We start from the raw sequence: 24,722 nt of genomic DNA, 5'->3' as shown, positions 1-24,722 counted from the left end.
TTGAATTCCTTATGGAAAAGGTGATATGTCTGTCAGTGTTTTAAGACTCTCGAGTTTACTTTTTATCGCAAGCTTAACGGTTGGGTGTTCAAGCGCGCCGGACGAAAGTGTTGACGATGATAACCTCGAAACCTCTGAATACGTCGAAGAGTCCCACTCCAATGATCCTTTTGAAGGTTTCAACCGAGCGATGTGGGATATCAACTACGAATATCTAGATCCTTACTTAGTTCGCCCTGTTTCCCTCGCTTATGTTGACTACACCCCTGTGCCAGTGCGTTCTGGTATATCCAATTTTCTAGCCAACTTAGACGAACCATCAAGCATGGTGAATAACCTTATTATGGGCAATGGTGAAAAAGCACTCGACCATTTCAATCGTTTTTGGATTAACTCAACGATTGGTTTGTTAGGCTTAATCGATATTGCCAGCGAAGCGGGGATCACCAAATACGATGATAAGTCGTTCTCTGATGCGATTGGTCATTACGGGGTAGGGAATGGTCCGTACTTCATGGTGCCGGGTTATGGCCCAATAACAACGCGTGAAGTAACTGAAACCGTTGATGGTATGTATGTGCCTCTGTCTTTCTTGAACTTCTGGGCTAGCTTAGGAAAGTGGGCATTCGAAGGCATGGAAACTCGTGCTCAGTTAGTGTCACAAGAAGCGCTGTTGGATGACTCGCCAGATCCATATGCGTTAACGCGAGATGTTTATATTCAACGTCGTGACTTTAAAGCCGAGATCGAGCCTGAAGAGGTCGACCTTGAAGAAGAAGATTTGATCGATGGTTATCTAGAAGATTACTAGAAACATGATTTAGAAAATCGATAAAAGACAGGCTCGATGTTGATGCAACATCGAGCCTTTTTAATGCTTTCTACTTTTAGGGAGGTAGATTAGAAGCGGTAGTTAGCTTGGATACCTACTAGCCAGATGCTACCTGTTACTTCACCTTCGAAGTCACCACCAAATGGTGCAGAACTTGCGTCATCTTCAACCATTTTTGCGTCTTTAGCTAGAATGTAAGTGAAGCCAGCATCTAGAGTTAGTTGCTCAGACCATTGATATCCAGCACCAATGCTTAACCAAGTGCGGTCTGTTTCTGGGATCGTTGCCGTACGGTGCTCATCGCTTACCGCTGAAGTATCGTATGCGATACCAGAGCGTAGAGCTAACTTAGGCGTCATTTGGTAAGTAGTACCAAGAGCAAAGCGGTAGTTATCTTCCCAGTTCTCTTGCTTGATATCTTGAGTTCGAGCAGGACCGAATTCAGGGATGTCAGCTACTAGTTCTTTAAAGCTGCTCCAGTTAGTCCAGTTAACGCTCGCATGTACAGCGACCTTATCTGATAGTTGATGGAAGCTTGCAAGCTCGGCGGTTGCTGGCAATGCAAGTTGCATAGAGCCGTTATATTTTGACTTCACAGGAGTACCTAAAGCGCCTGCAACAGCATCAAAAGCGACACCATTTGCGTGGCCCTCAAGCGTTAGGTCTACTTCTGACTTGTAGGTAAAACCAAGGCGGTTGTTTTCATTGATCTGCCAAGCGGTACCAACTTGCCAGCCCCACGCTGTGTCATCACCTTCCATGTATTTTAAAGCTGTACCTTGAGGCATAGGAACTAGAGAGTTAGCTGTAGATACCGCACCAAAGCTACCTTCAGCCATGATGTAACGAATACCACCACCAATAGATACGCTTTCAAGTACTTGGTAAGCCGCGTTTAGGTTTAGCTCCATTGTCGTAACGCTTGCTTCGTTACCATGGTTAGCGCCACCAAAGTCTTTACCTAGGTCTGTTTCCATACCGTAGTTAGTACCCGCAGCAAAGCCTAATGCGAACTTGTCATTGTACTTATGAGAAACATAAAAGTTTGGGATTACTGCACTGTGCGCAAAATCGCTAGAATTTGACGAAGTAGATTGTCCCATCATGGACGTAGAAGTACCGTCGATATCGATGTTCGGGTCAACATAGATAGCACCAACAGAAACCTGAGTGCCTTCTAGGTAAGTCAGCATTGCAGGGTTACGCCATTGTGCGTCTGCACCGTCAGCCATTGCTGCTTCACCCGCGTATGCGCGGCCTAGGCCTGTTGCTGAGTATTCTGCTAGTTGAAAACCTGCCGCGTGAGTCACGGTAGAAGTCGAAAGTAGTCCAACTGCCACTGCAGCAGATAGAAGAGTCTTATTCATTTTCATTATTATGTTCGCTGAATCATAAGTATTTAGTGGCGTGATTCTACTTTTAGAGTCATTACTTTAAAAATGAAATTCGAATAAAACAGTGTTTTAGGGATTTAATGAGTAAATGTGTTTAATTATTAGAGAAATAATCTAAATGTTTCGGCTGTGTTGCGAAATTTGAGCGTACACTTGTAGTCATATATTGACCTTGCAGGCTACAACTGTAAGCTTAAATTGATGTGAGTCAGTGGTTTAGGCAATGAAAAAGGGTCGCATAATGCGACCCTTTGGGGATAAATTATTAGCTTATATTAGAAGCTACGGCTGTACTGCAGACCCATCAGGATTGCATCAGCATGTGTTGTTGCGTTAACACCGGTTGAAAGCCCAGGAGCGACTGGCGTAGTTTCTGATACATCTACATCATCACCCATTAGGTATGTGAAGCCGAAGTCAACATTAGAAACTGTGTCAATGTGGTATGTGAAACCAGCAGAGAACCATTGACGATCAGAATCTGGAACAGAAATTGAAGTCAGTTCATCCTGTGCACTTGTGTCGTACATGTAACCTGCACGAAGAGTCCAATCAGAGTTTAGGTAGTATGTACCACCAATAGCGTAGTGCCAGCCATCTTGCCATTGGTATTGTTTCGCATACGACGAGCCAAGAGGTGAGCCTTGTAAGTTTTCAAAGTCGATTTGATCGAATGCACCCCAACCAATCCATTGTACAGAGTAGTGAACTGCGAATTTAGTATCTTCGATTTTGTGGTAACCCGAGAATTCAGCGATATCAGGTAAAGGTAAGGTGATTTCTTGGCCTTTATCATCTTTAGCTGTGATCTCTGGACTGTAGCGGTAAGCTAAGCCGAAGCGGTTGTTTTCGTCTAGTTCATATACAGTACCAACATTGAAGCCCACAGCCCAACCATCAGCCTCATCAACATCGACTAATGTTGTTCCGGCAGGAACTAAACCGCCACTAGCTACACCTAGAGCTGCACTAGTTTCTCTTTTCATGGTGCCTTGACCGTAAATAAGGTCTAAACCTGCACCAAAGCTCCATTGTTTATTCAGTCGGTATGAACCAGCAAGGCCAAAGTTAATGCTCTGAACATCTGTTAAGCCGCCGTATTCAGCTGCAGTATAACTATCATCAAACTCTGTCTTAGTACCGAAGTTTGAGTACGCATTAACACCCCAAGCGAATTTATCGTTTACTGGAACGATAAGGTGGATATTTGGCGCGATAGATGTATCACCAACATCATCCGTGTCGGCAACCGGAATTGGACTGCCATTAATATTGTATTCAGCATCGTTTACTTCAATCATTGAAGTAATGCTTTCAAAACCAAGCGAAAGCTCAGTTTTGTCAAATAGTGCCATTGCTGCAGGGTTACGTGCCATTACTGACGCGTTATCTGCGATTACTGCATCACCAGCGAAAGCACGGCCGATGCCGGTTGCTGATTGTGCGTTAAGTTGGAAACCTGCTGCCATCGCTTGCGAAGACGCCAGTGTAATTGTTACTGCTAAAAGAGACTTTTTAAACAGACGCGTGTTGTTGGTAGTCATTCATTTATTCCTTTATATATCCGCCTCTACAGGGCGATTAATTTGAGCAATTGCTCAATGGTGGCTGATCCTATTCGCAAGTATACGATATACAAATCCGACCATTGGGAGTTTTGAGTGGAAAATTATGGAAATGACGCCTATCTGGCACGAAAATGGTGCGAAATGCTGATTTTTAGAGTTTTAACTCTAGAGGTATTGATGGTGTGAATGGTTTCTGATTTATTTATAAATAAAGCCCAGCGATATCAGTAATATAATTGCTGGGCCTTTTGTGACGGGGCTTTAAGAGTGAATTAGCTCATTGGTTTGATCATTTTTGTCAGCTTTTCGGCGATTTTGGAAACATCCTCACCATTTTCACCAACCAGGATTAAGCTGCTGCCATCGACGGGTGTTACCGAGCCGGACATGCCTTTTTCATCAAAGTCGATAGACTTGTCAGTCGGAATTCCAGTTAAAAACAGAGTGACCTTGCCTTTTGCGCCTTGGAAGACCATATGTACCGCGTTGGATTTACCAAAGCCACAGTGGTTTAGGTAATAAACGTGGTAAGGGAAAGCGTCATCAAACTGAAAAGCAAATGGATTCATTTTTGCATTGATCTGCTGCGATGTGACCTGTTCATCGATGTTACTAACAAAGCTCTTCTCATCAACAACATGCTTCATCGCCGTATCAACTAAACTCGCTTGCGCAGGTGAAACGAATGCATTTCCCCAATTCACTTGGCCAACTAATAAACCAGCAACAAACGCCACCGAGGCAGCCATTGCCATTGCTCGTCTCGCAAACGTAGGCCTTACTACTTTGCTCTCTTCGCTTGAGGTCTGATTGAACAGAATACGATCAGCAAGATCGTCTGGCACATCCACATTCATTGCAGAGTGGATCTGTTTATCAAGCGCTAGTACATCGTCTAAGAAGTTACTATTGGCTTCGCTATTCGCGGTCGCATCAACAATATCTTGTGTACGTTGTTTAGGTTCCGACAATACACGACGACGAAATTCCAAATCATCCATTATGTTGTCCCCTCTCTGCCTCTTCTGTATCCAACAGCTCTTTCAACTGATTTCGAGCTCTGAATAAACGTGTCATCACCGTGTTTTTGTTGAGATCGAGAATATCGGCAATCTCATCACCACTAAAACCACCAATCACTTGCAAGAAGAGAGGTTCACGGTAATCAATTTCAAGTTTCATGATCTGGGCTTGCAACCACTGATGCTGATGGTGCGGGTCATCACTGACACTAGCATCGTTACCGTGATCGTCGATATCAACCAGATCAAACTGTTTGCGTTCAAAACGTCGAGCGTTCTCGCGTCTCAAGATGGTAATCAGCCAAGATTTAGCGGCTTTTTCATCTTGAAGGCTATCGAGTGACTTCCATGCACGAAGGCAAGTTTCTTGAACTAAGTCTTCGGCAATGCTTTTGTCTTTGCATAACCAATAGGCGTAGCGAAAGAGGTCACGATGATAGGCACGCACGAGTGCTTCGTATTTTCTTTGTTTGTCCATATCAGAGTTGACCGGACGCTTGGCTGTTTTCTTTCCAAACATTTTTATTATTGACACACGAGCCTCCATAATTGCTCTGCGTATAGCTGTCCTCTATACGTTGTGCTTCGTTTTTTATATTTTTAGAGCTAACGATCGGCAGGAAATCGTAAAATCACATTAAAATTGATCTACTTCAAAATTTAAGGCCTCGAACCCGTTATAGTACACCTTGTCGTCTAGTTAGTCATTCGTGGCTAGCATGTTGAGCAAGACGACACTTCCTTTTGAAGGCTGACTTTACTTTCTCCTAATCAGGAAACTGATTATTTCAATTGGCGCTAAGTTAATTGCTTTATATACATTCCGACCACACAGCTTTGTGTGGTTTTTTTTTGCCTCAAGAAAACCATTCCCTACACAGCGATAACAGTCTTTGCTTACAATAGTTTAGTCTCTTACGACAACCTTTCCCCCAAAAAGGTTCGCCTGAATGCGCAGTTATATTTTCAAACAGTGAGATACTCGTATCACGTTTATTTAAACGCTCGTTTGATTTAATTAACAACTTCTTTACAATGCTTCAGGTCAGACCTCTTAACTTTAAGGAGAAACCATGGGCAAACAGGAAGTCAAAACGCGTTCTGGAGAACGTGTTGCCGTTGTCGCTGGATTACGAACCCCATTTGCTCGTCAGAGCACAGAATTTAGCCAAGTGCCTGCGGTTGACCTAGGCAAAATGGTTGTGAGCGAAATGCTTGCAAGAACGGATGTCGATCCTGCGCTTATCGAACAAGTTGTGTTCGGCCAAGTAGTGCAAATGCCAGAAGCGCCGAACATTGCGCGTGAAATCGTGTTGGGCACAGGCATGAACATCAATACCGATGCCTACAGTGTCACACGAGCATGTGCGACCAGCTTCCAAGCGGCAGTTAACGTGACCGAAAGCATTATGGCTGGCACGATTGATATCGGTATTGCGGGCGGTGCGGACTCTTCTTCTGTATTGCCTATCGGTGTTTCGAAAAAGTTAGCGGCAAATCTATTAGCGCTGAGTAAAACGAAAACTATGGGTCAAAAGCTGAAGATTCTTAAAACGCTTTCCGTAAAAGATTTGATGCCAGTACCACCTGCAGTTGCAGAGTACTCGACCGGTTTATCCATGGGACAAACGGCTGAGCAAATGGCTAAGACGCATGGTATTACTCGCGAAGCTCAAGACGCACTTGCTCACCGTTCTCACTCTTTGGCTTCTCAGGCATGGAAAGAAGGCAAGATTAAAGACGAAGTGATGACTGCATTCCCGGCGCCTTACAAAAAGTATCTAGCGGAAGACAACAACATTCGCCACGACTCAACGGTTGAAGGTTACGCTAAGCTGCGTCCTGCTTTTGATAGAAAGTACGGCAGTGTAACGGCAGCCAATGCTACGCCTCTTACCGATGGCGGTGCAGCAGTGATGTTGATGCGCGAAGGTAAAGCGAAAGAACTAGGCTTAGAAGTGCTTGGTTATATTCGTGGTTATGCGTTCTCAGCGATTGGTGTTGAAACAGATATGCTGATGGGCCCGACTTACGCGACCTCACAAGTATTAAAGAACACCGGTTTAGAGTTGTCAGACCTAACACTGATCGAAATGCACGAAGCATTCGCTGCCCAAGTTTTGGCTAACGTGAAAATGTTCGCAAGCGATGAGTTTGCACAGAAGAATCTTGGCCGCGATAAAGCGATCGGTGAGATTGATATGGAGAAGTTCAACGTGCTGGGTAGCTCGATTGCTTACGGACATCCGTTTGCAGCGACTGGCGCACGCATGATGACTCAAACATTACGTGAACTGAAACGTCGCGGTGGCGGCTTGGCACTGAACACAGCGTGTGCGGCTGGTGGTTTAGGTGCAGCAATGATCTTGGAGGTAGAATAATGTCTACGACTCTTGATGCAACAACAGAAAAAGAAACAGTCGCTCAACCAGATTCAACCTCTGCGACTGAATCAACCAAAAAGAAAGCGACAGCATTTACTCTCAATATCGATGAGCAAGATATTGCTTGGTTAGCGATTGATGTACCAAACGAGAAAATGAACACGCTGCAAGCGGCTTTTGCTGAAGAAATGAAAGCCATCTTCGAGCAACTCAAAGAAAAGCAAAGCCGAGTTAAGGGCCTAATCGTTCATTCTCTTAAGCCAGATAACTTTATCGCTGGTGCTGATGTAAGAATGCTTGATGCGTGTAAAACGGCTGACGAAGCACAGTCTCTGGCTCGCCAAGGGCAGGAGATGTTCCAAACGCTTTCTGAACTACCGTACCCAGTAGTCGCAGCGATTCACGGCCCATGTTTAGGTGGTGGTTTAGAGCTTGCACTGGCGTGTGATTACCGTGTATGTACCGATTCAGATAAGACTCGCGTTGGTCTGCCAGAAGTACAGTTAGGTCTGTTACCAGGCTCTGGCGGTACACAGCGTCTACCTCGCCTTATTGGTTTGCTGCCATCTCTTGACCTAATCCTTACGGGTAAGCAACTGCGCGCTAAGAAAGCGAAATCGCTCGGTGTTGTCGATGCTTGTGTGCCTGAAACTATCCTGCTTGAAGTCGCTAAAAGCTTTGTTGAAAAGAATACGGGCAGTAAAAAAGGTAAGCGCCTTGCGTCGAAAAGCCAAGCGTCGACCAAAGAAAAGCTGATTTCACGTAACGGCCTTGGTCGTAAAGTGATTTTTGAACAAGCTTCTAAGAAGATCAATCAGAAAACACGCGGCAATTACCCAGCAGCGGATGCGATTTTAGACGTGATTCGTTATGGCCTTGAGAACGGCTTTGATAAAGGTCTTCAGTATGAAGCGAAGCGTTTCTCAGAACTGGTTATGACTTCAGAGTCTAAAGCCCTTCGTTCGATTTTCTTTGCAACCACGGAAATGAAAAAAGAACACGGCGCAGACGCAGAACCCAAAGCGGTTAAGCGTGTTGGTGTGCTAGGCGGTGGTCTTATGGGCGCAGGCATCAGCCATGTCAGTGTTGCTAAGGCGAAAGTGCCTGTACGCATTAAAGACGTATCAAATGAAGGTGTACTGAACGCGCTTAACTACAACTTCAAGTTGTTCGATAAGCAGCGTAAGCGTCGCATTCTGAGCCGAGCGGGCCTTGAAAGTAAGATGCTTCAGCTATCTGGTGGTATCGACTTTACGAGTTTCAACCACACTGATGTAGTGATTGAAGCGGTATTTGAAGACCTCGACCTTAAGCAATCAATGGTTGCGGATATCGAAGCCAATGCCAAGCCAGAGACTATCTTTGCGACCAACACGTCTTCGCTGCCAATCCATAAGATTGCGGAGAAGGCGCAGCGACCAGAAAACGTGGTCGGTCTTCACTACTTCAGCCCAGCCGAAAAAATGCCGCTAGTAGAAGTTATCCCTCATGAAACTACGTCAGAAGAGACGATTTCTACGGTTGTTGCATTAGCGAAGAAGCAAGGTAAAACGCCGATTGTTGTGAAAGACACGGCTGGTTTTTATGTGAACCGTATTCTTGCTCCGTACATGAACGAAGCAGCGCATTTACTGCTAGCGAACGAGCCGATTGAAAAGCTCGACAGCACGTTATTGGACTTCGGTTTCCCGGTTGGTCCTATCACTTTATTAGATGAGGTGGGTGTTGATATCGGTGCGAAGATCATTCCGATTTTAGTGAATGAGCTTGGCGATCGTTTCCAAGGTCCTGATGTGTTCGATATTCTTTTGAATGACAACCGTAAAGGCCGCAAGAGTGGTAAAGGTTTCTACACTTACAAAGGCAAGAAGAAGGAAGTGGATAAGTCAGTTTACAAGCTGCTTAAGCTGCAACCAGATCCTAAGTTGAGCGATAACGATATCGCGATGCGCTGTGTGTTACCTATGCTAAACGAAGCGGTTCGTTGTCTAGACGACGGCATTATCCGCAGCCCTCGTGATGGTGATATCGGTGCGATTTTCGGTATCGGTTTCCCGCCATTCCTAGGTGGTCCGTTCCGTTATATGGATCAAATCGGCATTAAGTCACTGGTTGAGATGATGAACGATTTCGCTAAGAAGTACGGTGATCGTTTCGCGCCATGTGATGGCCTACTGACACGTGCTGGATTGGGTGAGTCTTTCTACAAGTAACTCTCTAACTCATTGATTAAGAAGCCCGTATCAAGCAATTGATGCGGGCTTTTCTGTTTTATGAACGAGTGTGAAAGGAATGAGATTCCCGACTCAGTCGTTCCTCCTTCTCGGGAATGATGATTGAGAGATAAAAAGTAAGTTATTGCGTTGATTAGAAAGGTGGTCAAACACACGTCAATCAAAACTACCGTCATCTCCTAAAGCGACGAAGGAGCGTAATAGGAGATCTGCTTTTGGGCTGCATCCAATAAAAAAGGTTGATGCTTTCACATCAACCTTATGATTTTCATTCCAGCTTTATCAGCCTAGCTCAGTATCTTTCGGGCGTAACTGAAACTCATCAATAGAGCCAATTTCAACACCTGCTGACAGCTTCTCTTCCTCATTATGAGCATTACCGTGAGCATGCATAATCAGGCGATTTGCCGTGCGTGGTTTTAGCTGGCTAACCACAAAACGCATCATGTCTGAGCGAGTTAACCCCTTAAGGTCTTCCAATACGCGCTCTCTCTGGTTGAACTCAACATCCTTATTGCCTATCGCAACCCATAAGCGCTGAGCTCGCCCTCGCAAAGTCGTATCTGGTGTCGAAATCTGATTCCAGAGACCGCGCTTACTGCTGTGCCATTGATAGTCGTTAAGCTCCAACAGCACCATGTAAAAGGCATTGAGGAACTCATCTATTGAAGCTAACAAGTCAGCAGGGGCGGCATTCGGTGATTGCACATACAACACAATACCAGGGTGTCGGTTGAGCGGCATATTGCCAGTACCGACCATGTAACCTAGCTGCTGCTTGGTTCGTATCTCATGGAAGAAAGTGGCCGACATCAAATGGTTTGCCAATGAATACAGCGCGATATTTTTAGGTGAAATATCAGGGCATTGGTAATAAACCACAATTGCTGAATCATCTTGGTTACACACCACTTCACGTTGGAAGCTGCCGTTTTCACCGAGCATGATGAGCGGACGCAGTGATTCTTCGTAAGCCTGATCTTGAACACGCAGTGCATCTTTTAGCGTTTCAGCCATCTTGTGTGCATCGGCTTTTTTCCAGTCGCCATACACAAACATCTCAACATGAAGTTCCGCCAAGATTGCTTGAACAAAAGAGGAGAGCTCATCGACCTCTATCGTTTCTAGGGCTTCAATTAACACGGAATAAGGCGGGTTATTTGGTTGAAGTATCCCAGTCATTGCATTAAACAACTGCGAAATAGGGCGATCTTGCGACGCGTTGTTCCAGTTTCTGAGCAATTGATGCTTGATGGTTTCGAAGCGTGTTGGACTAAAGTCGCGTGCTTGGAAACGTTCAAGAATCATATTGAGCAGTTGTGGCTGTTTCTCGCTAAACCCGGACAGAGTGAGCGTTACACCGCCCTGATGGGTGTACATGTTGTAGCCCATTCCGGCGATTTCAGCCTGATACGTATCTTTTTCGAGTGAGTCTAAGAACATCTCTACGCACAAGCGTGTTTTAACGATATTTCTTGGGCTAGCAACTGAGTGCGGGCTATCGATAGCAACATACACCACACCTTTAGGAACTCGAAATTGATGGTCTTGCAGGTGCCACAGCTTAAAGCCGTCGAGCTCTTCTAACAGTTGTGGGAACTTAGCGTCACCTTCCAGTTCAGTCGGGTCTAGATCGTAGCAAATAAACGGGTTTTTGCTTGGGAGTTCAAACTGCCAACCGGGGTTAATGCACGTAAAGCATTGAACTTGTTCAGCGCTAAAAGGTGTGACCGAGTAGGGAGTAAAGTACCACTTCGCTTCCCTGTCATACTCGAATCCCTGAGCAACAATGGTCGCTCGCATGTTGTCTACGGTTAAGTAAGGCAGCAAAGAACGCTGTAATTCGTCATCGAAATGCGACATTTTGTAATCGCCATACACCACATCTTGCTCTTGGTAGTGCTGCATGTTGATGACGAGGTGGCTGACGACATCAAGCGGTCTTGCTGGCTCTTGAAAGCGGAAAGCAGACTCTAAAACGGCGCGTTTTTCTAGGTAGCGCCACTCTTCTATGCCTTGTTGTTCGACTAACTTGATGTACTGAAATATCGCTTGGATGATGTTATCGGTTTTGGTTAAACCTTCTATGGTCAATGAGCAACTGACTGTGAAATCACGGTAGTTACTGCCACTCGCGCCACCACCTGCAGAGAGAGATGTTATCCAGCCTTTCTCTTTGAGTTGCATCATCAAACTGCCTCCACCTTCGTAACCTAAAAGGTGGGCAAAGAACGACAATGGCTTAACGCCGTAGTGTTCGTCCATGCTTGGCATCGGGAAGGTTAAGATCAGTTTGCGCACTTCTTTAATCGGCTCAACGCGGACTTGTACACCCGTACTTAACTCGCCGACAATCGGAACTTCAACCTTTTTGCCTTGTAGGTTGTGATTGGTGATTGAGCTAAAGCGATCCTCAACCCAGCTTTGCATCTCATCTAACGACTGATTGCCAGACAGTGTCAGTGTCATCAAGTCAGCAGAGTATTGTTGCTGGTGGAAAGCCAAGATCTCTTGTCGAATCGTCTCGCCGTTTCTGTCACCCAACGTATCGATATTACCGACAGAAAACTTCGAGAATGGGTGATTGTGATTCACCAGTTCTTTGGTAACTTGGTACAAGCGTCGTGAGTCGTCGTTGAGTTTCATCTTGTATTCGGAGTCAACGGCTTGGCGTTCTTTGTCTAACGCTTCTTCGTTGAAAAGGGGAGCGGTAAAAAATTGGCTGAAGCGATCGAGTGCGGTTTCAAAGGCATTCAATTCAACATCAAAAAAGAAGCAGGTGTGCTCTGTTCCTGTCCAAGCGTTGTTGCTACCGCCATGCTGGCTGATAAAACTTTGGAACTCTCCGACCTTTGGATACTTTTCAGTTCCCAAAAATAGCATATGCTCTAAGTAGTGAGCTAAACCCTCTCGGTCTGTAGGGTCATCAAAATGCCCCACATTGACGGCTAATGCGGCTGCTGCTTTTTGAGCATTTTGATCCTGAACTAACAGTACACGTAACCCGTTATTTAAGGTTATGTAGCGGTATTGATGTTCATCATTTGGGCTTAAGTGCACAGGAGCATCTCCAGAGAAGGTGGTTTTTAAATTATGTACCCGATGATTCGGCGTGCAAACCTTGTGATCATATTTTGGGATATGAAGTGCTTTTTGGCGATTTCTAAATCACTTTTATCGATTTTTATCAGTAATTTATTTTCTTTTAACAAGATTGTTAAGAAAGTCGAACTCTTTGGCAAGTGACTTGATATAATTATTTATATTGACTGCGGTTTCTCTGGATTGAGAGCCAAACCTAAGTAGCGTTTCGCTGATATATGGGATATATCGACTTTCGACATGTTACGAAGACAGGATTGAACATGAAAATATTCATTATGCGCCACGGTGAAGCAGAACATTTTGCCAACTCGGATGCAGAAAGAGCGTTGACCAAGCGCGGGAAAATGGCTTCTCTTGCCGTGGCACAAGCTGCAAATGAGCAGGGGATTAGTCAATTCGATAAAGTGCTGGTGAGCCCATATTTAAGGGCACAAGAAACGTGGTTAGAGATCTCTCAGGCGTTTTCTGGAAAGAAAGTAGAAACCTGTGATGATATTACGCCTTATGGAATGTCCGACGATGTGTTTGATTTGACCTTAGCAATGGCTGAAGTAGAAAAACTAGAGACCATTTTATTTGTTTCTCATTTACCTCTAGTTGGCTACCTAACTGCAGAGTTTGCAACAGGCATGGCGCCGCCTATGTTTCCCACTTCGGGCCTAGCGTGTATCGACTTCAGCCTTGAGACACAAAAAGGTGAGTTGCTTTGGAACATCAATCCATAAGCTCGTTGAGCTCTGTTTGATGACAAAGTTGCAGACAATTAGAAAGGGCATCTCAATATGATTGGGATGCCCTTTGTTGTTTTTTGGTGAGAGAGAGTTTGTTAACCAGAATTACTTCTCAGGAACCGAAAGCAAGACTAACAGCGCGCCATTGCCGCCAAACTCTAACGGTGCTTGGTGGAAAGCCATCACGTCTGGGTGCTGTGCTAACCACAAAGGCACCTTCTGTTTAAGGATGTGTTTACCGATACCGTGCTGAACGCAGGCACACGCCACGCTCTCTTTCACGCAGTGCGCAATCATCGCGCCAAGCTCACGTTTGGCTTCTTGTTGAGTCATACCATGCATATCGAGATACACGTCAGGCACGTAGACACCACGACGGAGGCGCTTGACCTCATATTTAGAGACATCATCACGCGCATAGCGCGTCGGACCGTCTTCGCTAAGATGCGGAATGAACTCATCCGAGAAATAAAACTCGCTATCACTGGCTTGTCTTGCCGTTCGAGTAATTTCTTTTTGCTTGGCATTTCTTTTTGGCTGCTGGACTATGGTATCCTGTTGCAACTTTTTAACGCCCTTTACTGCATCGTTGAACAGGGCGAAATCGTCATCGAAGTCGGTGTCTTTTTTGCTCATCAGGTTATGAATTCTAATTAGAAACGTAATTAGCAGTATTGTAGCGCTTTTCGGAGACAATTTTGGATAAGATTTTTGTAGAAGAAGCGGTATCAGAACTACACACGCTTCAAGATGTGATTCGTTGGACTGTTAGCCGCTTTAACGCAGCGGGCCTATTTTATGGTCACGGCACTGATAACGCGTGGGATGAGGCAGTACAACTTATCTTACCTACTCTTTATCTGCCGATTGATGTTCCTTCGCATGTGATGAACTCCCGTCTAACGAGCAGCGAACGTCTACGTATTGTTGAGCGCGTAATCAAGCGTATTAATGATCGTACACCAACGGCTTACCTAACCAACAAAGCTTGGTTCTGTGGTCTTGAGTTCTTCGTTGATGAGCGCGTTCTTGTGCCTCGTTCTCCAATTGGTGAGCTGATCGAAGCTCAATTCCAACCTTGGTTAACTGAAGAGCCAACTCGCATCATGGATATGTGTACGGGTAGTGGTTGTATCGCTATTGCTTGTGCTCACGCATTCCCAGACGCTGAAGTAGATGCGATTGATATCTCTACTGACGCATTGCAAGTTGCAGAGCAAAACGTTCAAGATCACGGCATGGAGCAGCAAGTGTTCCCAATCCGTTCAGATCTTTTCCGTGATTTGCCAAAAGAGAAATACAACCTGATCGTATCTAACCCACCTTACGTGGACGAAGAAGATATGAACAGCCTGCCAGATGAGTTTACTCACGAGCCAGAACTTGGCCTAGCAGCGGGTACAGACGGTCTGAAATTGGTTCGTCGCATCTTAGCTAATGCACCAGACTACCTAACTGACGACGGTATTCTTATCTGTGAAGTTGGTAACTCAATGGTTCATATGATGGATCAGTACCCAGAGATTCCATTCACTTGGATTGAATTCTCTAACGGTGGTCATGGCGTATTCATGATCACTCGTGAGCAGCTTGTTGCTTGCGCTGATGAGTTCTCTATCTACAAAGACTAGGTTTCAATTATTAGGTTAGTGCCCCTATCTTAGGGCTGTAAGCTTAGAACCTGACATCTAGTAAGACGTTCGATTTGAAACGTTTTTATTTAAACGCCATGCAGCAATGCATGGCGTTTTTTATTGCCTAGATTAAAGATGTTTGCATTTATATCGAAGACGTTAAGCGCAATATTTAGTTGATTAATATGAGGGCTTATTACATATTGGTGTTTAATATTTAGTCGTTTTAGTGAGTTAAGGAGGATTCACGATGAGCTTTGATACATGGATTTATTATTTATTAGCGGTGCTAATTTTAACGGCATCACCAGGCCCAAGTTCTTTATTGTGCATGACCAAAGGTGTGCAATCTGGCTTTAAATTATCGATATTTACTGCCTTGGGGAGCTTAACTGCGATTACTGGTATTTTAACTTTATCGTTTACCGGGCTAGGGGTAATTATTGCTTCGTCTGAAGTGGTATTTAATGTCATAAAATGGACTGGTGCAGCTTATCTGATCTTCCTCGGTTGGAAGTCTCTGCGCTCTAGCCAACAAGATTATGACAAGTTATCGGATCAACAAGGCGGTGCTCAATCTGTCAAAGAAAGCGCTGCGCAGCATTACTTAAGTGGCTTTATTGTTGGCGCGAGTAACCCCAAAGCTATCTTGTTTTTTACTGCACTTTTCCCACAGTTTATTGATCCCTCAATTGTGCTATTACCACAGTTTACCGTGTTTGCTTTTACCTTCGCAGTGATGGAATTGTCTTGGTTATTGGTGTATGCCTACTTGGGGGCGAAGTCGTCAAATTGGTTGTTTGCGAAAGGTCGAGCCAAGGTCTTTAATCGTGTCACTGGAGGTGTCTTTATTGGGGCTGGCGCACTGCTTTCGACGACCAGTCGAGCATAACTTTCTGTTTTATCAGAGAGGTGAATGGTTACAGAATATTCTTGATGCTGTCATAAAAGGTTAATATTAATGTGCTTGCTGCTTTTGGCGAAAAGCCGATATATTGTAGTTACACCATCACGTTCTCAAGGAGAGACATATGCAGCATCAAGAAATGATTCAACACAGTAACTTTGGCGTAATCAGTCGTACTTGGATTTTCTCTACCCTTTCTCTAGTGGGTATTCTTGCTCTAATGTAGTCAGCTTCATGGCTCTATAGTTTTAGTTTTTATTATGAAATCACTTGTTAAAAAGTCTTCAAAGTCAGAACTCTTTCTCTTATAAATGTGGCTTTTCTCATCAGGCTAGCCACTTAACTTTTTCTTAGTCATCTTCTTCTAGCAAGCATCCCCCAGTAATTTACTCCTAGTCACCACTTTCTTCTTGTGGAATGGTTTATCACCTTACCTCTATAAACAAGCGCCATCGCACTTCTGAAGTTGTTACGAAACTGTGATAATCTTAAGTTATCTTTTATCTACAGTGTATCTCTCATGTCTGTCTGGGATTCTATTTCATTTAACAATCGATTTACTGCATTACCTCGACTGTTCTATACCCCAATTCAACCTACACCGCTCAGCAATGTCCAATGGCTCGCATGGAATCATAAGCTTGCGGATGAACTCGGTTTTTTGTCATTTGATGATGCTTCCGAGGAATTGCTTGAAACGTTATCTGGCAATGTTGAACCTGAGCAGTTTTCGCCTGTAGCAATGAAATACGCAGGCCACCAGTTTGGTTCTTATAACCCGGATTTAGGTGATGGAAGAGGGCTGTTATTAGCTCAAATTGTCGCGAAAAGTGGCGAAACGTTCGATTTACACCTTAAAGGTGCCGGTAAAACGCCCTATTCACGTATGGGCGATGGACGCGCTGTTATTCGATCAACCGTTCGTGAGTACTTATGTAGCGAAGCGATGGCAGGGCTCAATATCCCAACCACTCGCGCGTTGGCTATGATGACCAGCGACACACCGGTATATCGAGAGAAGCAAGAGTGGGGCGCATTGTTGGTGCGTGCTGCCGAATCACACATCCGTTTCGGTCACTTTGAACATCTGTTTTATACCAATCAGTTGGCTGAGCATAAGTTGCTGGCCGATAAAGTCATTGAATGGCACTTCCCTGAGTGTCTCGATGAAGAGAAACCCTACGCTGCTATGTTTAATCAGATTGTTGACCGTACCGTGGAGATGATTGCGTTGTGGCAAGCGAATGGTTTTGCTCATGGCGTGATGAACACCGATAACATGTCGATCATCGGGCAAACTTTCGATTATGGTCCGTTCGCGTTTCTTGATGAATATGACCCAAGATTGATCTGTAATCACTCGGATTACCAAGGTCGTTATGCTTTTAACCAGCAGCCAAGAATAGGGCTTTGGAACCTGTCGGCACTGGCTCACTCACTTTCTCCGCTGGTGGATAAGGCCGACTTAGAGGCGGCTTTAGAGCAGTACGAACCGCAAATGAACGGTTACTTTAGTCAGATGATGCGTCGTAAGTTGGGGCTACTTTCGAAACAAGAAGGTGACAGTCGTTTGTTTGAATCTATGTTCGAGCTGATGTCGCAAAACAAAGTCGACTACCCAAGATTTTTTAGAACGTTGTCGAATTTGGATACCTTGCAGCCGCAAGAAGTGATTGATTTGGTTATCGATCGCGAGGCCGCGAAGCTATGGGTAGATAACTATTTACAGCGCTGCGAATTAGAAGAGAGTTCAGTGGTAAAGCGCTGCGAAAACATGCGACAGGTAAACCCGAAATACATTCTCAGAAACTATCTAGCTCAACTAGCTATCGATAAAGCTGAGCGCGGTGATAGTAGCGACATTGACGCTTTGATGGTGGTGCTTGCAAACCCTTATGCGGAACATCCGGACTATGAACATCTAGCGGCTTTACCTCCTGAGTGGGGCAAAGCCATGGAGATCAGCTGCTCGTCATAATCAACTAATAGCGGATTAAGCCGTTAAGATTCAGATAGAGGTCACTAAGTTGTGATCTTTATCTGTTTGTTCTTCTAACTTTACAAACATGTCAATAATCAAACAATCGGCCAGCCTATACACTATGTGAATAAGTTGTAAATTTAATAGGTTTGGGCGATGCCAACAAATACTCGAATTCTCGTGGTGGATGATGATCAAGAAATCCGCGAGCTGCTGGAAGAGTACCTCACAAAATCTGGTTTCGATGTTTCTTCTGTGGGAGACGGTGTTGAACTAGAAGCTCATCTGCAAAACCAAGGTTATCCAGATCTGATTCTGCTTGATGTGATGCTACCCGGTGACGATGGTTTTACCTTGTGTCAACGCGTCCGTAAGCAATCGAATGTGCCTATCATCATGCTGACTGCCGTATCGGATGAAACCGACCAAATTATCGGCTTAGAAATTGGTGCTGATGATTACATTGCCAAGCCGTTTAGCCCTCGTCAGTTAATGGCGCGTATCAAAGCGTTGTTGCGCCGCGTTCAAGTGGTGGATGACAAGACAAGTGATGCATTGCCAAAACAGATTGTTTTTGGTGATTGGACGCTTGATACGTTAGCGCATCGAATTTCCCACAATGAAAACTCGGAAGAGATGGATTTGTCGGGCAGTGATTTTTCTCTGTTGATGTTGTTCTTAACTCGCCCTAACGAAGTTCTCGACCGTGACACTATCTCATTCGCGACCAGAGGCCGTGAAGCGTTGCCTTTTGAGCGAGGCATTGATGTGCAGCTTAGTCGTCTGAGAAGCCGATTGGGCGACAGTGGCAAGTATCCTCACTACATCAAAACCATGCGCGGTAATGGCTATATCCTCGCTGTGCCTGTTCAGTATGAACACTGATAATCAAGTGATGTTAATGAGCACCTCGGCAATGAAGTATTTCCTATGAACGGGTTGAGTCGGTTAAAGCCAAACTCTTTGGTTGCCAGAACATTGTTACTGACCTTGTTAGCTGTGGTGATAGCTCAAGGTATCGCAACGTCTATTTGGTATAGCGAATCCAAACACAAAGAACTGGAGGGGATTCGTTCTGCCTCTTCAAGCATGGCCAATATGTTTGCCTCGACGGTGACTTTCTTCCAGTCTCTGCCCGTTAAATATCGCCATATCGTGTTGGATCAAATCCGCAATATGGGCGGTACGCGCTTCTTCGTTTCTTTCAATAAAGAGGCGTTGATTGTCGAACCGATCCCTGATACCCGTTTAAAAACCGCCTCGATTGAAGCGATAGAAAGTGTTTTGAGTAGCAAGCTCAATAAAGTCGAATCAGTGCGGGTTGATTTCTCTCACCCTGAACATCTTCGTTTGCTTAAAAATGATATCTACTTGAGCGATCTCCCACGATCGTGGGCACATCATACTTTAACCTTAGAACCTCTTAACCCTCCTATTCTGGTTGTTCAGATAGAATTAGCCAGTCATGAATGGGTGTATATCGCCGCGTTGTTGCCTGCGCCTTACGTCAAACTCGACGATACGATTCTCGGCAGAGAACAGGTGATCTTCTTAGTTTCCTCGACCCTCATTCTTTTGGTTTTGACTTACTTGATGATTCGTCGGCAAGTACGCCCTCTTAAAAAATTAGCAAGAGCGGCCAATGAGATGAGTATGGATATTCAGCAGCCGCCACTTAACGAAGAGGGGGCTACTGAGCTGGTGACGGCGACCCGAGCGTTTAATCGAATGCAGCAACGGATTCGTCGCTATGTTGCCGACCGTGAGCACCTTTTCTCTGCAATCTCACATGATTTAAAGACACCAATAACACGGCTTAGATTGCGTGCAGAGTTGTTGGAGAGTGAAGTAAAGAAAGACAAATTCAACAAAGATCTCGATGAGCTTGAGATGATGGTTAAAGGTGCTTTGCAAGCGGTAAGAGACACCGATCTACACGAGAATAATGCCATAATTGACCTCAACGAAATGGTACTTGCAGTGATTGAATCTCATAACCAGTATCAGACAAAGGTTGAGTTCGAGCCGGTCGTCATTGAGCCATTGGTCGCTAAACCACTGGCGATAAAGCGTGTACTCACCAACTTAATCGACAACGCGGTTAAGTATGGTTCCTCAGCAGTTGTTGAAATCAGCGGTGATGATCTTTGGGTGGTCGTGACCATTCAAGACCGTGGTCTCGGTATTCCAGAAGACAAGCTAGAGTTAGTTTTTGAACCTTACTTTAGGTTAGCAACGGATGATCAAGGACACGGTCTTGGCCTCGGGATCTGCCGAAATATCCTGCATGGACACGGCGGAGATCTCATTATTCGTAACTCCCCTCAAGGCGGCTTAGAAGCTAAAGTCTATATTCCACGCGGCCTAGAAGTTTAATGTAACAATTGTGTTACATTGAGCTTACCTTTTGTTTCAATCTTACAAATCAGAATAAGTAGACTCTGTATTGAACCGGACGTCGAGTCCGCTAAAACATGGAAGATAATAATGAAAATCAATAAAACCCTACTTACTCTATCTCTTCTTGCTGCCTCAACATTTTCTCAAGCTGGTGAAGTGGAAGTGCTTCACTGGTGGACTGCCGGTGGCGAAGCGAAATCCGCAGCTGTACTGAAAGAGATGATTGAAGAACAAGGCCATACTTGGAAAGATTTCGCTGTTGCTGGTGGCGGCGGTGAAAGTGCGATGACTGTTTTGAAAACTCGAGCAGTGTCGGGCAATCCTCCATCTGCGGCGCAGATTAAAGGTCATGATATTCAAGAGTGGGGTGGTTTAGGTTTTCTAACGTCTCTCGATGCAACTGCGAAACAAGAAAAATGGGATGAGCTACTGCCAGAAGTGGTCACTAAAGTGATGAAGTGGGATGGCGAATATGTCGCAGTTCCTGTCAACGTTCACCGTGTTAACTGGCTTTGGGCTAACCCTGTTGTTTTAGAAAAATCAGGAGTGACGGTTCCAACTACGTTAGATGAGTTCTTTGTTGCCGCAGACAAGATTAAAGCGGCTGGCTTCATTCCACTGGCTCACGGTGGTCAACCTTGGCAAGACGCTACGGTATTCGAAGCTGTAGCACTTGATGTACTAGGCAGTGAAGATTACAACAAAGCGTTCGTTGATCTGGATATGGACGTGTTATCTGGCGACAAAATGGTGGAAGTGTTCACCAAGTTCAAAAAGATGCGTGATTACATCGACAGCAACTCTCCGGGTCGTGATTGGAACGTAGCAACTTCGATGGTTATCAATGGCGAAGCGGCAATGCAGATCATGGGTGACTGGGCGAAAGGTGAATTTACTGCGGCAGGCAAAGTACCGGGTAAAGATTACATCTGTGCACCAGCACCGGGCACTGATGGCCAATTCACTTTCAACATCGATAGCTTTGCGTTCTTTGAGCTGAGTGACAAAGAGAACCAAAAAGCGCAGCAAGACCTAGCGAAAACCATTCTTACCAAAGATTTCCAAGAAGTCTTCAACCTTAACAAGGGTTCTATCCCTGTACGTCTAGATATGGACATGTCTAAGTTCGACCAATGTGCGTTGGATTCAATGGCAACCTTCAAAGCGAGTGCGAAATCTGGCGATCTTGTTCCGAGTATGGCTCACGGCCTAGCGACAACAAGCTACGCTCAAGGCGCGATTTACGACGTGGTAACCAACTTCTTCAACGAAAAAGATGCCGATCCAAAACAAGCGGCGGCTAAGTTAGCGAAAGCTGTGAAAGCGGCTATCTAATATAACTTGATAAGCGACACACAACGCACGTGAGTGACGGGTTGTGTTGCTTTACCAAACCCCCAGGGTGGGTAGGCTCGTAGGGAGCCTATCTACTCTTCACTCCCAATTCTGATATGCGTGATGCTGATGTGGTGCCGAAAGGTAAGCCATTGGCTCGATTGTGCAACAAGGATAAGTTATGGAGCATGTTTTGACTGAGTCGACTCCAAAACCCACAAGGAGCCAGCCTGCGCCCAAGCCTAGCTTTGCTGACAGGTTGCAACATTGGTTACCCAAGATTGTACTGGCGCCGACCGCGTTAGTGACCGTGGTGTGTATCTACGGCTATATATTCTGGACGGCGGCGCTGTCGTTTACGAATTCTCGATTTTTACCGAGCTTCAACTTTGTTGGTTTAGCTCAATATGAAAAGCTGATGGACAACGATCGCTGGATCACCTCAATCACCAACCTCGGTGTGTTTGGTTTTCTGTTCATGGCGATTGCTATCTTGTTGGGTGTGGGTTTGGCGGTATTGCTTGACCAGAACATCCGTCAAGAAGGCGCGATTCGTACCATTTATTTATACCCAATGGCCTTGTCATTCATCGTGACGGGTACCGCTTGGAAATGGATTCTCAATCCGGGTCTTGGCATTGAAAAACTGATGCAAGATTGGGGCTTTACCGACTTCAAATTCGATTGGTTAGTCGACTCTGAAATGTCGGTCTATACCTTGGTTATCGCAGCACTTTGGCAGTCGTCAGGCTTCGTGATGGCGATGTTCTTAGCCGGCCTTCGTGGCATTGATTCTTCAATCATCAAAGCCGCTCAAATTGATGGGGCAAGCTTACCCACTATTTATCTGAAAATCATTCTACCTTGCTTGCGCCCTGTGGTTTTCAGCGCGGTGATCATCACCTCACACATTGCGATTAAGAGTTTCGACCTTGTGACCGCGATGACAGCGGGTGGCCCAGGTTATTCATCGGATCTTCCTGCGCTATTCATGTACGCACACTCATTTACGCGTGGACAAATCGGCCTTGGTGCTGCCAGTGCCATGATGATGCTTGCTGGTATCTTAGCGATTCTCGTGCCTTATCTTTACTCTGAACTTAGGGAGAAAAAGTCATGATGAATAACATCAATTTTGCTCGAATCTTTATTTATTCAGCACTGCTTTTCTTCTGCTTGGTGTATCTAATGCCATTGTTTGTCATGGCGCTGACCTCATTCAAAACTCTGCCAGACATTAAGGCAGGTAACTTGATGAGCTTACCGAAAGAGTGGGTGTTTGATGCTTGGTATAAAGCGTGGGACACCGCCTGTACGGGCGTGAAATGTGAAGGCATCAAAGGCTACTTCTGGAACTCGTTCCAAATGGTGATTCCTGCGGTTGCGATTTCAACATTGCTCGGTGCATTCAATGGTTATGTAGTGACGAAATGGCAATTCCGAGGCTCGAATCTGTTCTTCAGCTTACTGTTGTTTGGTTGCTTCATTCCGTTCCAAGTGGTGCTACTACCAATGGCAACCATGCTCGGCAAGATGGGGCTAGCGAACACAACCATCGGCTTGGTGATTGTGCACGTTATCTACGGCATGGCGTTTACAACTCTGTTTTTCCGTAACTTCTACATCTCGATTCCGGATGAATTGATCAAAGCAGCAAAACTGGATGGTGCAGGCTTCTTTACCATTTTCTTCAAGATCTTATTACCGATCTCTACGCCTATCATCATGGTGACGGTGATCTGGCAGTTCACCGCAATCTGGAACGATTTCTTGTTCGGGGTGGTGTATTCCGGCTCAGAGACTCAGCCAATCACCGTAGCATTAAATAACTTAGTCAACACCAGCACGGGCGTTAAAGAATACAACGTTGATATGGCTGCCGCGATCATCGCCGCGCTGCCAACGCTGTTGGTGTATGTCTTCGCAGGAAAATATTTTGTTCGTGGCCTAACGGCAGGATCAGTAAAAGGATAATTACCCATGGCAACATTAGATTTAAAACAGATCCGTAAAACCTATCGCAACGCGGACAACGAAACGTTAAAGGGCATCGACATCAGTATCGATTCGGGGGAGTTCTTGATACTTGTCGGCCCTTCGGGGTGTGGAAAATCCACCCTAATGAACACCATTGCTGGGCTAGAAAATATTAGCTCGGGTGAAATCGTGATTGATGGTGTTGACGTGGCCCAGGTTGAACCTAAAGACCGCGACATCGCGATGGTATTCCAGTCGTACGCACTTTACCCAAACATGACGGTACGCGGCAATATCGCCTTCGGCTTGAAGATCCGCAAGATGCCACAAGACGAAATCGACGCAGAAGTGAATCGCGTCGCTGAAATGCTACAAATCGAACAACTGCTTGATCGTAAACCATCGCAGCTATCTGGTGGTCAGCGTCAACGTGTCGCTATGGGGCGCGCTTTGGCGCGTCGTCCTAAGCTGTATCTGTTCGATGAGCCGCTTTCTAACTTGGATGCCAAGCTACGTGTCGAGATGCGACACCAGATCAAACGTCTGCACCAAAAGCTGAACACCACCATTGTCTACGTGACCCATGACCAAATCGAGGCGATGACCTTGGCTGACCGTATTGCGGTGATGAAAGATGGTGAACTGCAGCAACTCGGTACGCCGCAAGAGATCTACACCAAGCCAAATAACATGTTCGTGGCGGGCTTTATGGGTTCACCATCTATGAACTTCATTAAGACCATGGTGGATTTGGATGATGAGCAGAATCCGATCGTCAAAGTAACGGGTACAGCTGAGCAAGAGCACCACATTCGATTACCACAAAGCATGCGTGAGCAAGATGGCAAAGAAGTGGTGATTGGCCTGCGCCCTGAACATATTACCGAGCAGGAAAGTGAAGATGTGTCGGCAACGACCAAGCTAGACTTGCAGTTAGAAGTGCTAGAACCAACAGGGCCAGATACGATTGCGATGGTGAAAGTGAACGACCAAGAAGTGGCATGTCGCTTGTCGCCAGAATTTGAAGTGTCAGTTGGGCAAATGGCGCCGCTGCATTTTGACTTATCAAAGGCGGTATTCTTTGATGCTCAGACTGAAGCGAGAATTGATTTTTAGTTTTTGAGACAGTAGCTCAATGAGAGTCTAAGCTTAAGCAAAGGCAGTATCACTAATTACTAATAAGTAACGTGATGCTGTCTTTTTTGTTGTTTTAGCCTG

General features: G+C 45.3%; 19 protein-coding genes. 13 read left to right on the top strand and 6 right to left on the bottom strand.

The genetic code is table 11. From position 1 onward, the window contains the following. Positions 1–25 precede the first annotated feature (25 nt). The gene (locus AB4482_RS14780) at positions 26–811 is read left to right on the top strand and encodes a VacJ family lipoprotein (protein ID WP_372136980.1); all 786 of its coding nucleotides are present in this window, start codon (positions 26–28) and stop codon (positions 809–811) included. Positions 812–900: 89 nt separating this feature from the next. Here the strand turns inward: AB4482_RS14780 and AB4482_RS14775 are convergent, their stop codons facing one another. The 4 genes from AB4482_RS14775 to AB4482_RS14760 all read right to left on the bottom strand — a co-directional run bounded on the left by AB4482_RS14775 (position 901) and on the right by AB4482_RS14760 (position 5,336). After that, entirely contained in the window at positions 901–2,205 is a 1,305-nt protein-coding gene (locus tag AB4482_RS14775; RefSeq protein ID WP_372181150.1) for an outer membrane protein transport protein, read from the bottom strand. 296 nt (positions 2,206–2,501) lie between these two features. After that, positions 2,502–3,770 carry an outer membrane protein transport protein gene (locus tag AB4482_RS14770; protein ID WP_069597167.1) on the bottom strand — a complete coding sequence of 423 codons (1,269 nt, stop codon included), beginning with the start codon at positions 3,768–3,770 and terminating at the stop codon, positions 2,502–2,504. Between the two features lie 296 nt (positions 3,771–4,066). Continuing rightward, positions 4,067–4,795, bottom strand: coding sequence for a DUF3379 domain-containing protein (locus AB4482_RS14765; protein WP_372181148.1), 729 nt, complete (start codon positions 4,793–4,795; stop codon positions 4,067–4,069). Next, complete coding sequence (locus tag AB4482_RS14760; protein ID WP_017060646.1) at positions 4,788–5,336, bottom strand: sigma-70 family RNA polymerase sigma factor; 549 nt, start codon at positions 5,334–5,336, stop codon at positions 4,788–4,790. Before AB4482_RS14760 ends, AB4482_RS14765 begins: the two co-directional genes overlap by 8 nt. 553 nt (positions 5,337–5,889) lie before the next feature. On the opposite strand from AB4482_RS14760, the gene fadI reads away from it, so the two are divergent. Both fadI and fadJ read left to right on the top strand, forming a co-directional pair. Further along, positions 5,890–7,197 carry an acetyl-CoA C-acyltransferase FadI gene (fadI, locus tag AB4482_RS14755; protein ID WP_017060645.1) on the top strand — a complete coding sequence of 436 codons (1,308 nt, stop codon included), beginning with the start codon at positions 5,890–5,892 and terminating at the stop codon, positions 7,195–7,197. Next, complete coding sequence (fadJ, locus tag AB4482_RS14750) at positions 7,197–9,413, top strand: fatty acid oxidation complex subunit alpha FadJ (protein WP_372181146.1); 2,217 nt, start codon at positions 7,197–7,199, stop codon at positions 9,411–9,413. The genes fadI and fadJ overlap by 1 nt, the downstream gene beginning before the upstream one ends. 303 nt (positions 9,414–9,716) lie before the next feature. Here the strand turns inward: fadJ and AB4482_RS14745 are convergent, their stop codons facing one another. Beyond that, a complete protein-coding gene (locus AB4482_RS14745) occupies positions 9,717–12,494 on the bottom strand; it encodes an insulinase family protein (RefSeq protein ID WP_372181145.1) in 2,778 nt (925 codons plus the stop codon). 305 nt (positions 12,495–12,799) lie between these two features. Between AB4482_RS14745 and sixA the strand changes: the two genes are divergently transcribed. Next, complete coding sequence (gene sixA, locus AB4482_RS14740; protein ID WP_372181143.1) at positions 12,800–13,264, top strand: phosphohistidine phosphatase SixA; 465 nt, start codon at positions 12,800–12,802, stop codon at positions 13,262–13,264. A gap of 111 nt (positions 13,265–13,375) precedes the next feature. Here the strand turns inward: sixA and smrB are convergent, their stop codons facing one another. Beyond that, the gene (smrB, locus tag AB4482_RS14735; RefSeq protein ID WP_017064096.1) at positions 13,376–13,906 is read right to left on the bottom strand and encodes an endonuclease SmrB; all 531 of its coding nucleotides are present in this window, start codon (positions 13,904–13,906) and stop codon (positions 13,376–13,378) included. 62 nt (positions 13,907–13,968) lie between these two features. On the opposite strand from smrB, the gene prmB reads away from it, so the two are divergent. From prmB to AB4482_RS14690, 9 genes are all read left to right on the top strand, one after another. After that, entirely contained in the window at positions 13,969–14,901 is a 933-nt protein-coding gene (prmB, locus tag AB4482_RS14730) for a 50S ribosomal protein L3 N(5)-glutamine methyltransferase (protein WP_017060640.1), read from the top strand. A 253-nt stretch (positions 14,902–15,154) separates the two neighbouring features. Then, on the top strand, positions 15,155–15,796 hold the full coding sequence (locus AB4482_RS14725; protein WP_372181141.1) for a LysE family translocator: 642 nt from the start codon (positions 15,155–15,157) through the stop codon (positions 15,794–15,796). 535 nt (positions 15,797–16,331) lie between these two features. Further along, a complete protein-coding gene (locus AB4482_RS14720; RefSeq protein WP_372181139.1) occupies positions 16,332–17,789 on the top strand; it encodes a protein adenylyltransferase SelO in 1,458 nt (485 codons plus the stop codon). Positions 17,790–17,948: 159 nt separating this feature from the next. Next, positions 17,949–18,677, top strand: coding sequence for a response regulator (locus AB4482_RS14715; RefSeq protein ID WP_017060637.1), 729 nt, complete (start codon positions 17,949–17,951; stop codon positions 18,675–18,677). A 45-nt stretch (positions 18,678–18,722) separates the two neighbouring features. Beyond that, positions 18,723–20,168: an ATP-binding protein gene (locus tag AB4482_RS14710; protein WP_372181138.1), complete on the top strand. Its 1,446-nt coding sequence runs from the start codon at positions 18,723–18,725 to the stop codon at positions 20,166–20,168. A 111-nt stretch (positions 20,169–20,279) separates the two neighbouring features. After that, positions 20,280–21,527 (top strand): ABC transporter substrate-binding protein, encoded by a 1,248-nt coding sequence (locus AB4482_RS14705; protein WP_017066147.1) that lies wholly within the window; start codon positions 20,280–20,282, stop codon positions 21,525–21,527. Positions 21,528–21,708: 181 nt separating this feature from the next. Further along, the gene (locus AB4482_RS14700) at positions 21,709–22,647 is read left to right on the top strand and encodes a carbohydrate ABC transporter permease (RefSeq protein WP_017060634.1); all 939 of its coding nucleotides are present in this window, start codon (positions 21,709–21,711) and stop codon (positions 22,645–22,647) included. Beyond that, positions 22,644–23,501, top strand: coding sequence for a carbohydrate ABC transporter permease (locus AB4482_RS14695; protein WP_009848502.1), 858 nt, complete (start codon positions 22,644–22,646; stop codon positions 23,499–23,501). The genes AB4482_RS14700 and AB4482_RS14695 overlap by 4 nt, the downstream gene beginning before the upstream one ends. A gap of 6 nt (positions 23,502–23,507) precedes the next feature. Further along, positions 23,508–24,620, top strand: a complete 1,113-nt coding sequence (locus tag AB4482_RS14690) for an ABC transporter ATP-binding protein (protein ID WP_372181137.1) — start codon at positions 23,508–23,510, stop codon at positions 24,618–24,620. Positions 24,621–24,722: the final 102 nt, after the last annotated feature.

This window comes from Vibrio sp. 10N.222.55.C7 (assembly GCF_041473335.1).
GTDB lineage: Bacteria > Pseudomonadota > Gammaproteobacteria > Enterobacterales > Vibrionaceae > Vibrio > Vibrio crassostreae_C.
This window is presented reverse-complemented; position numbering and strand designations above follow the sequence as displayed.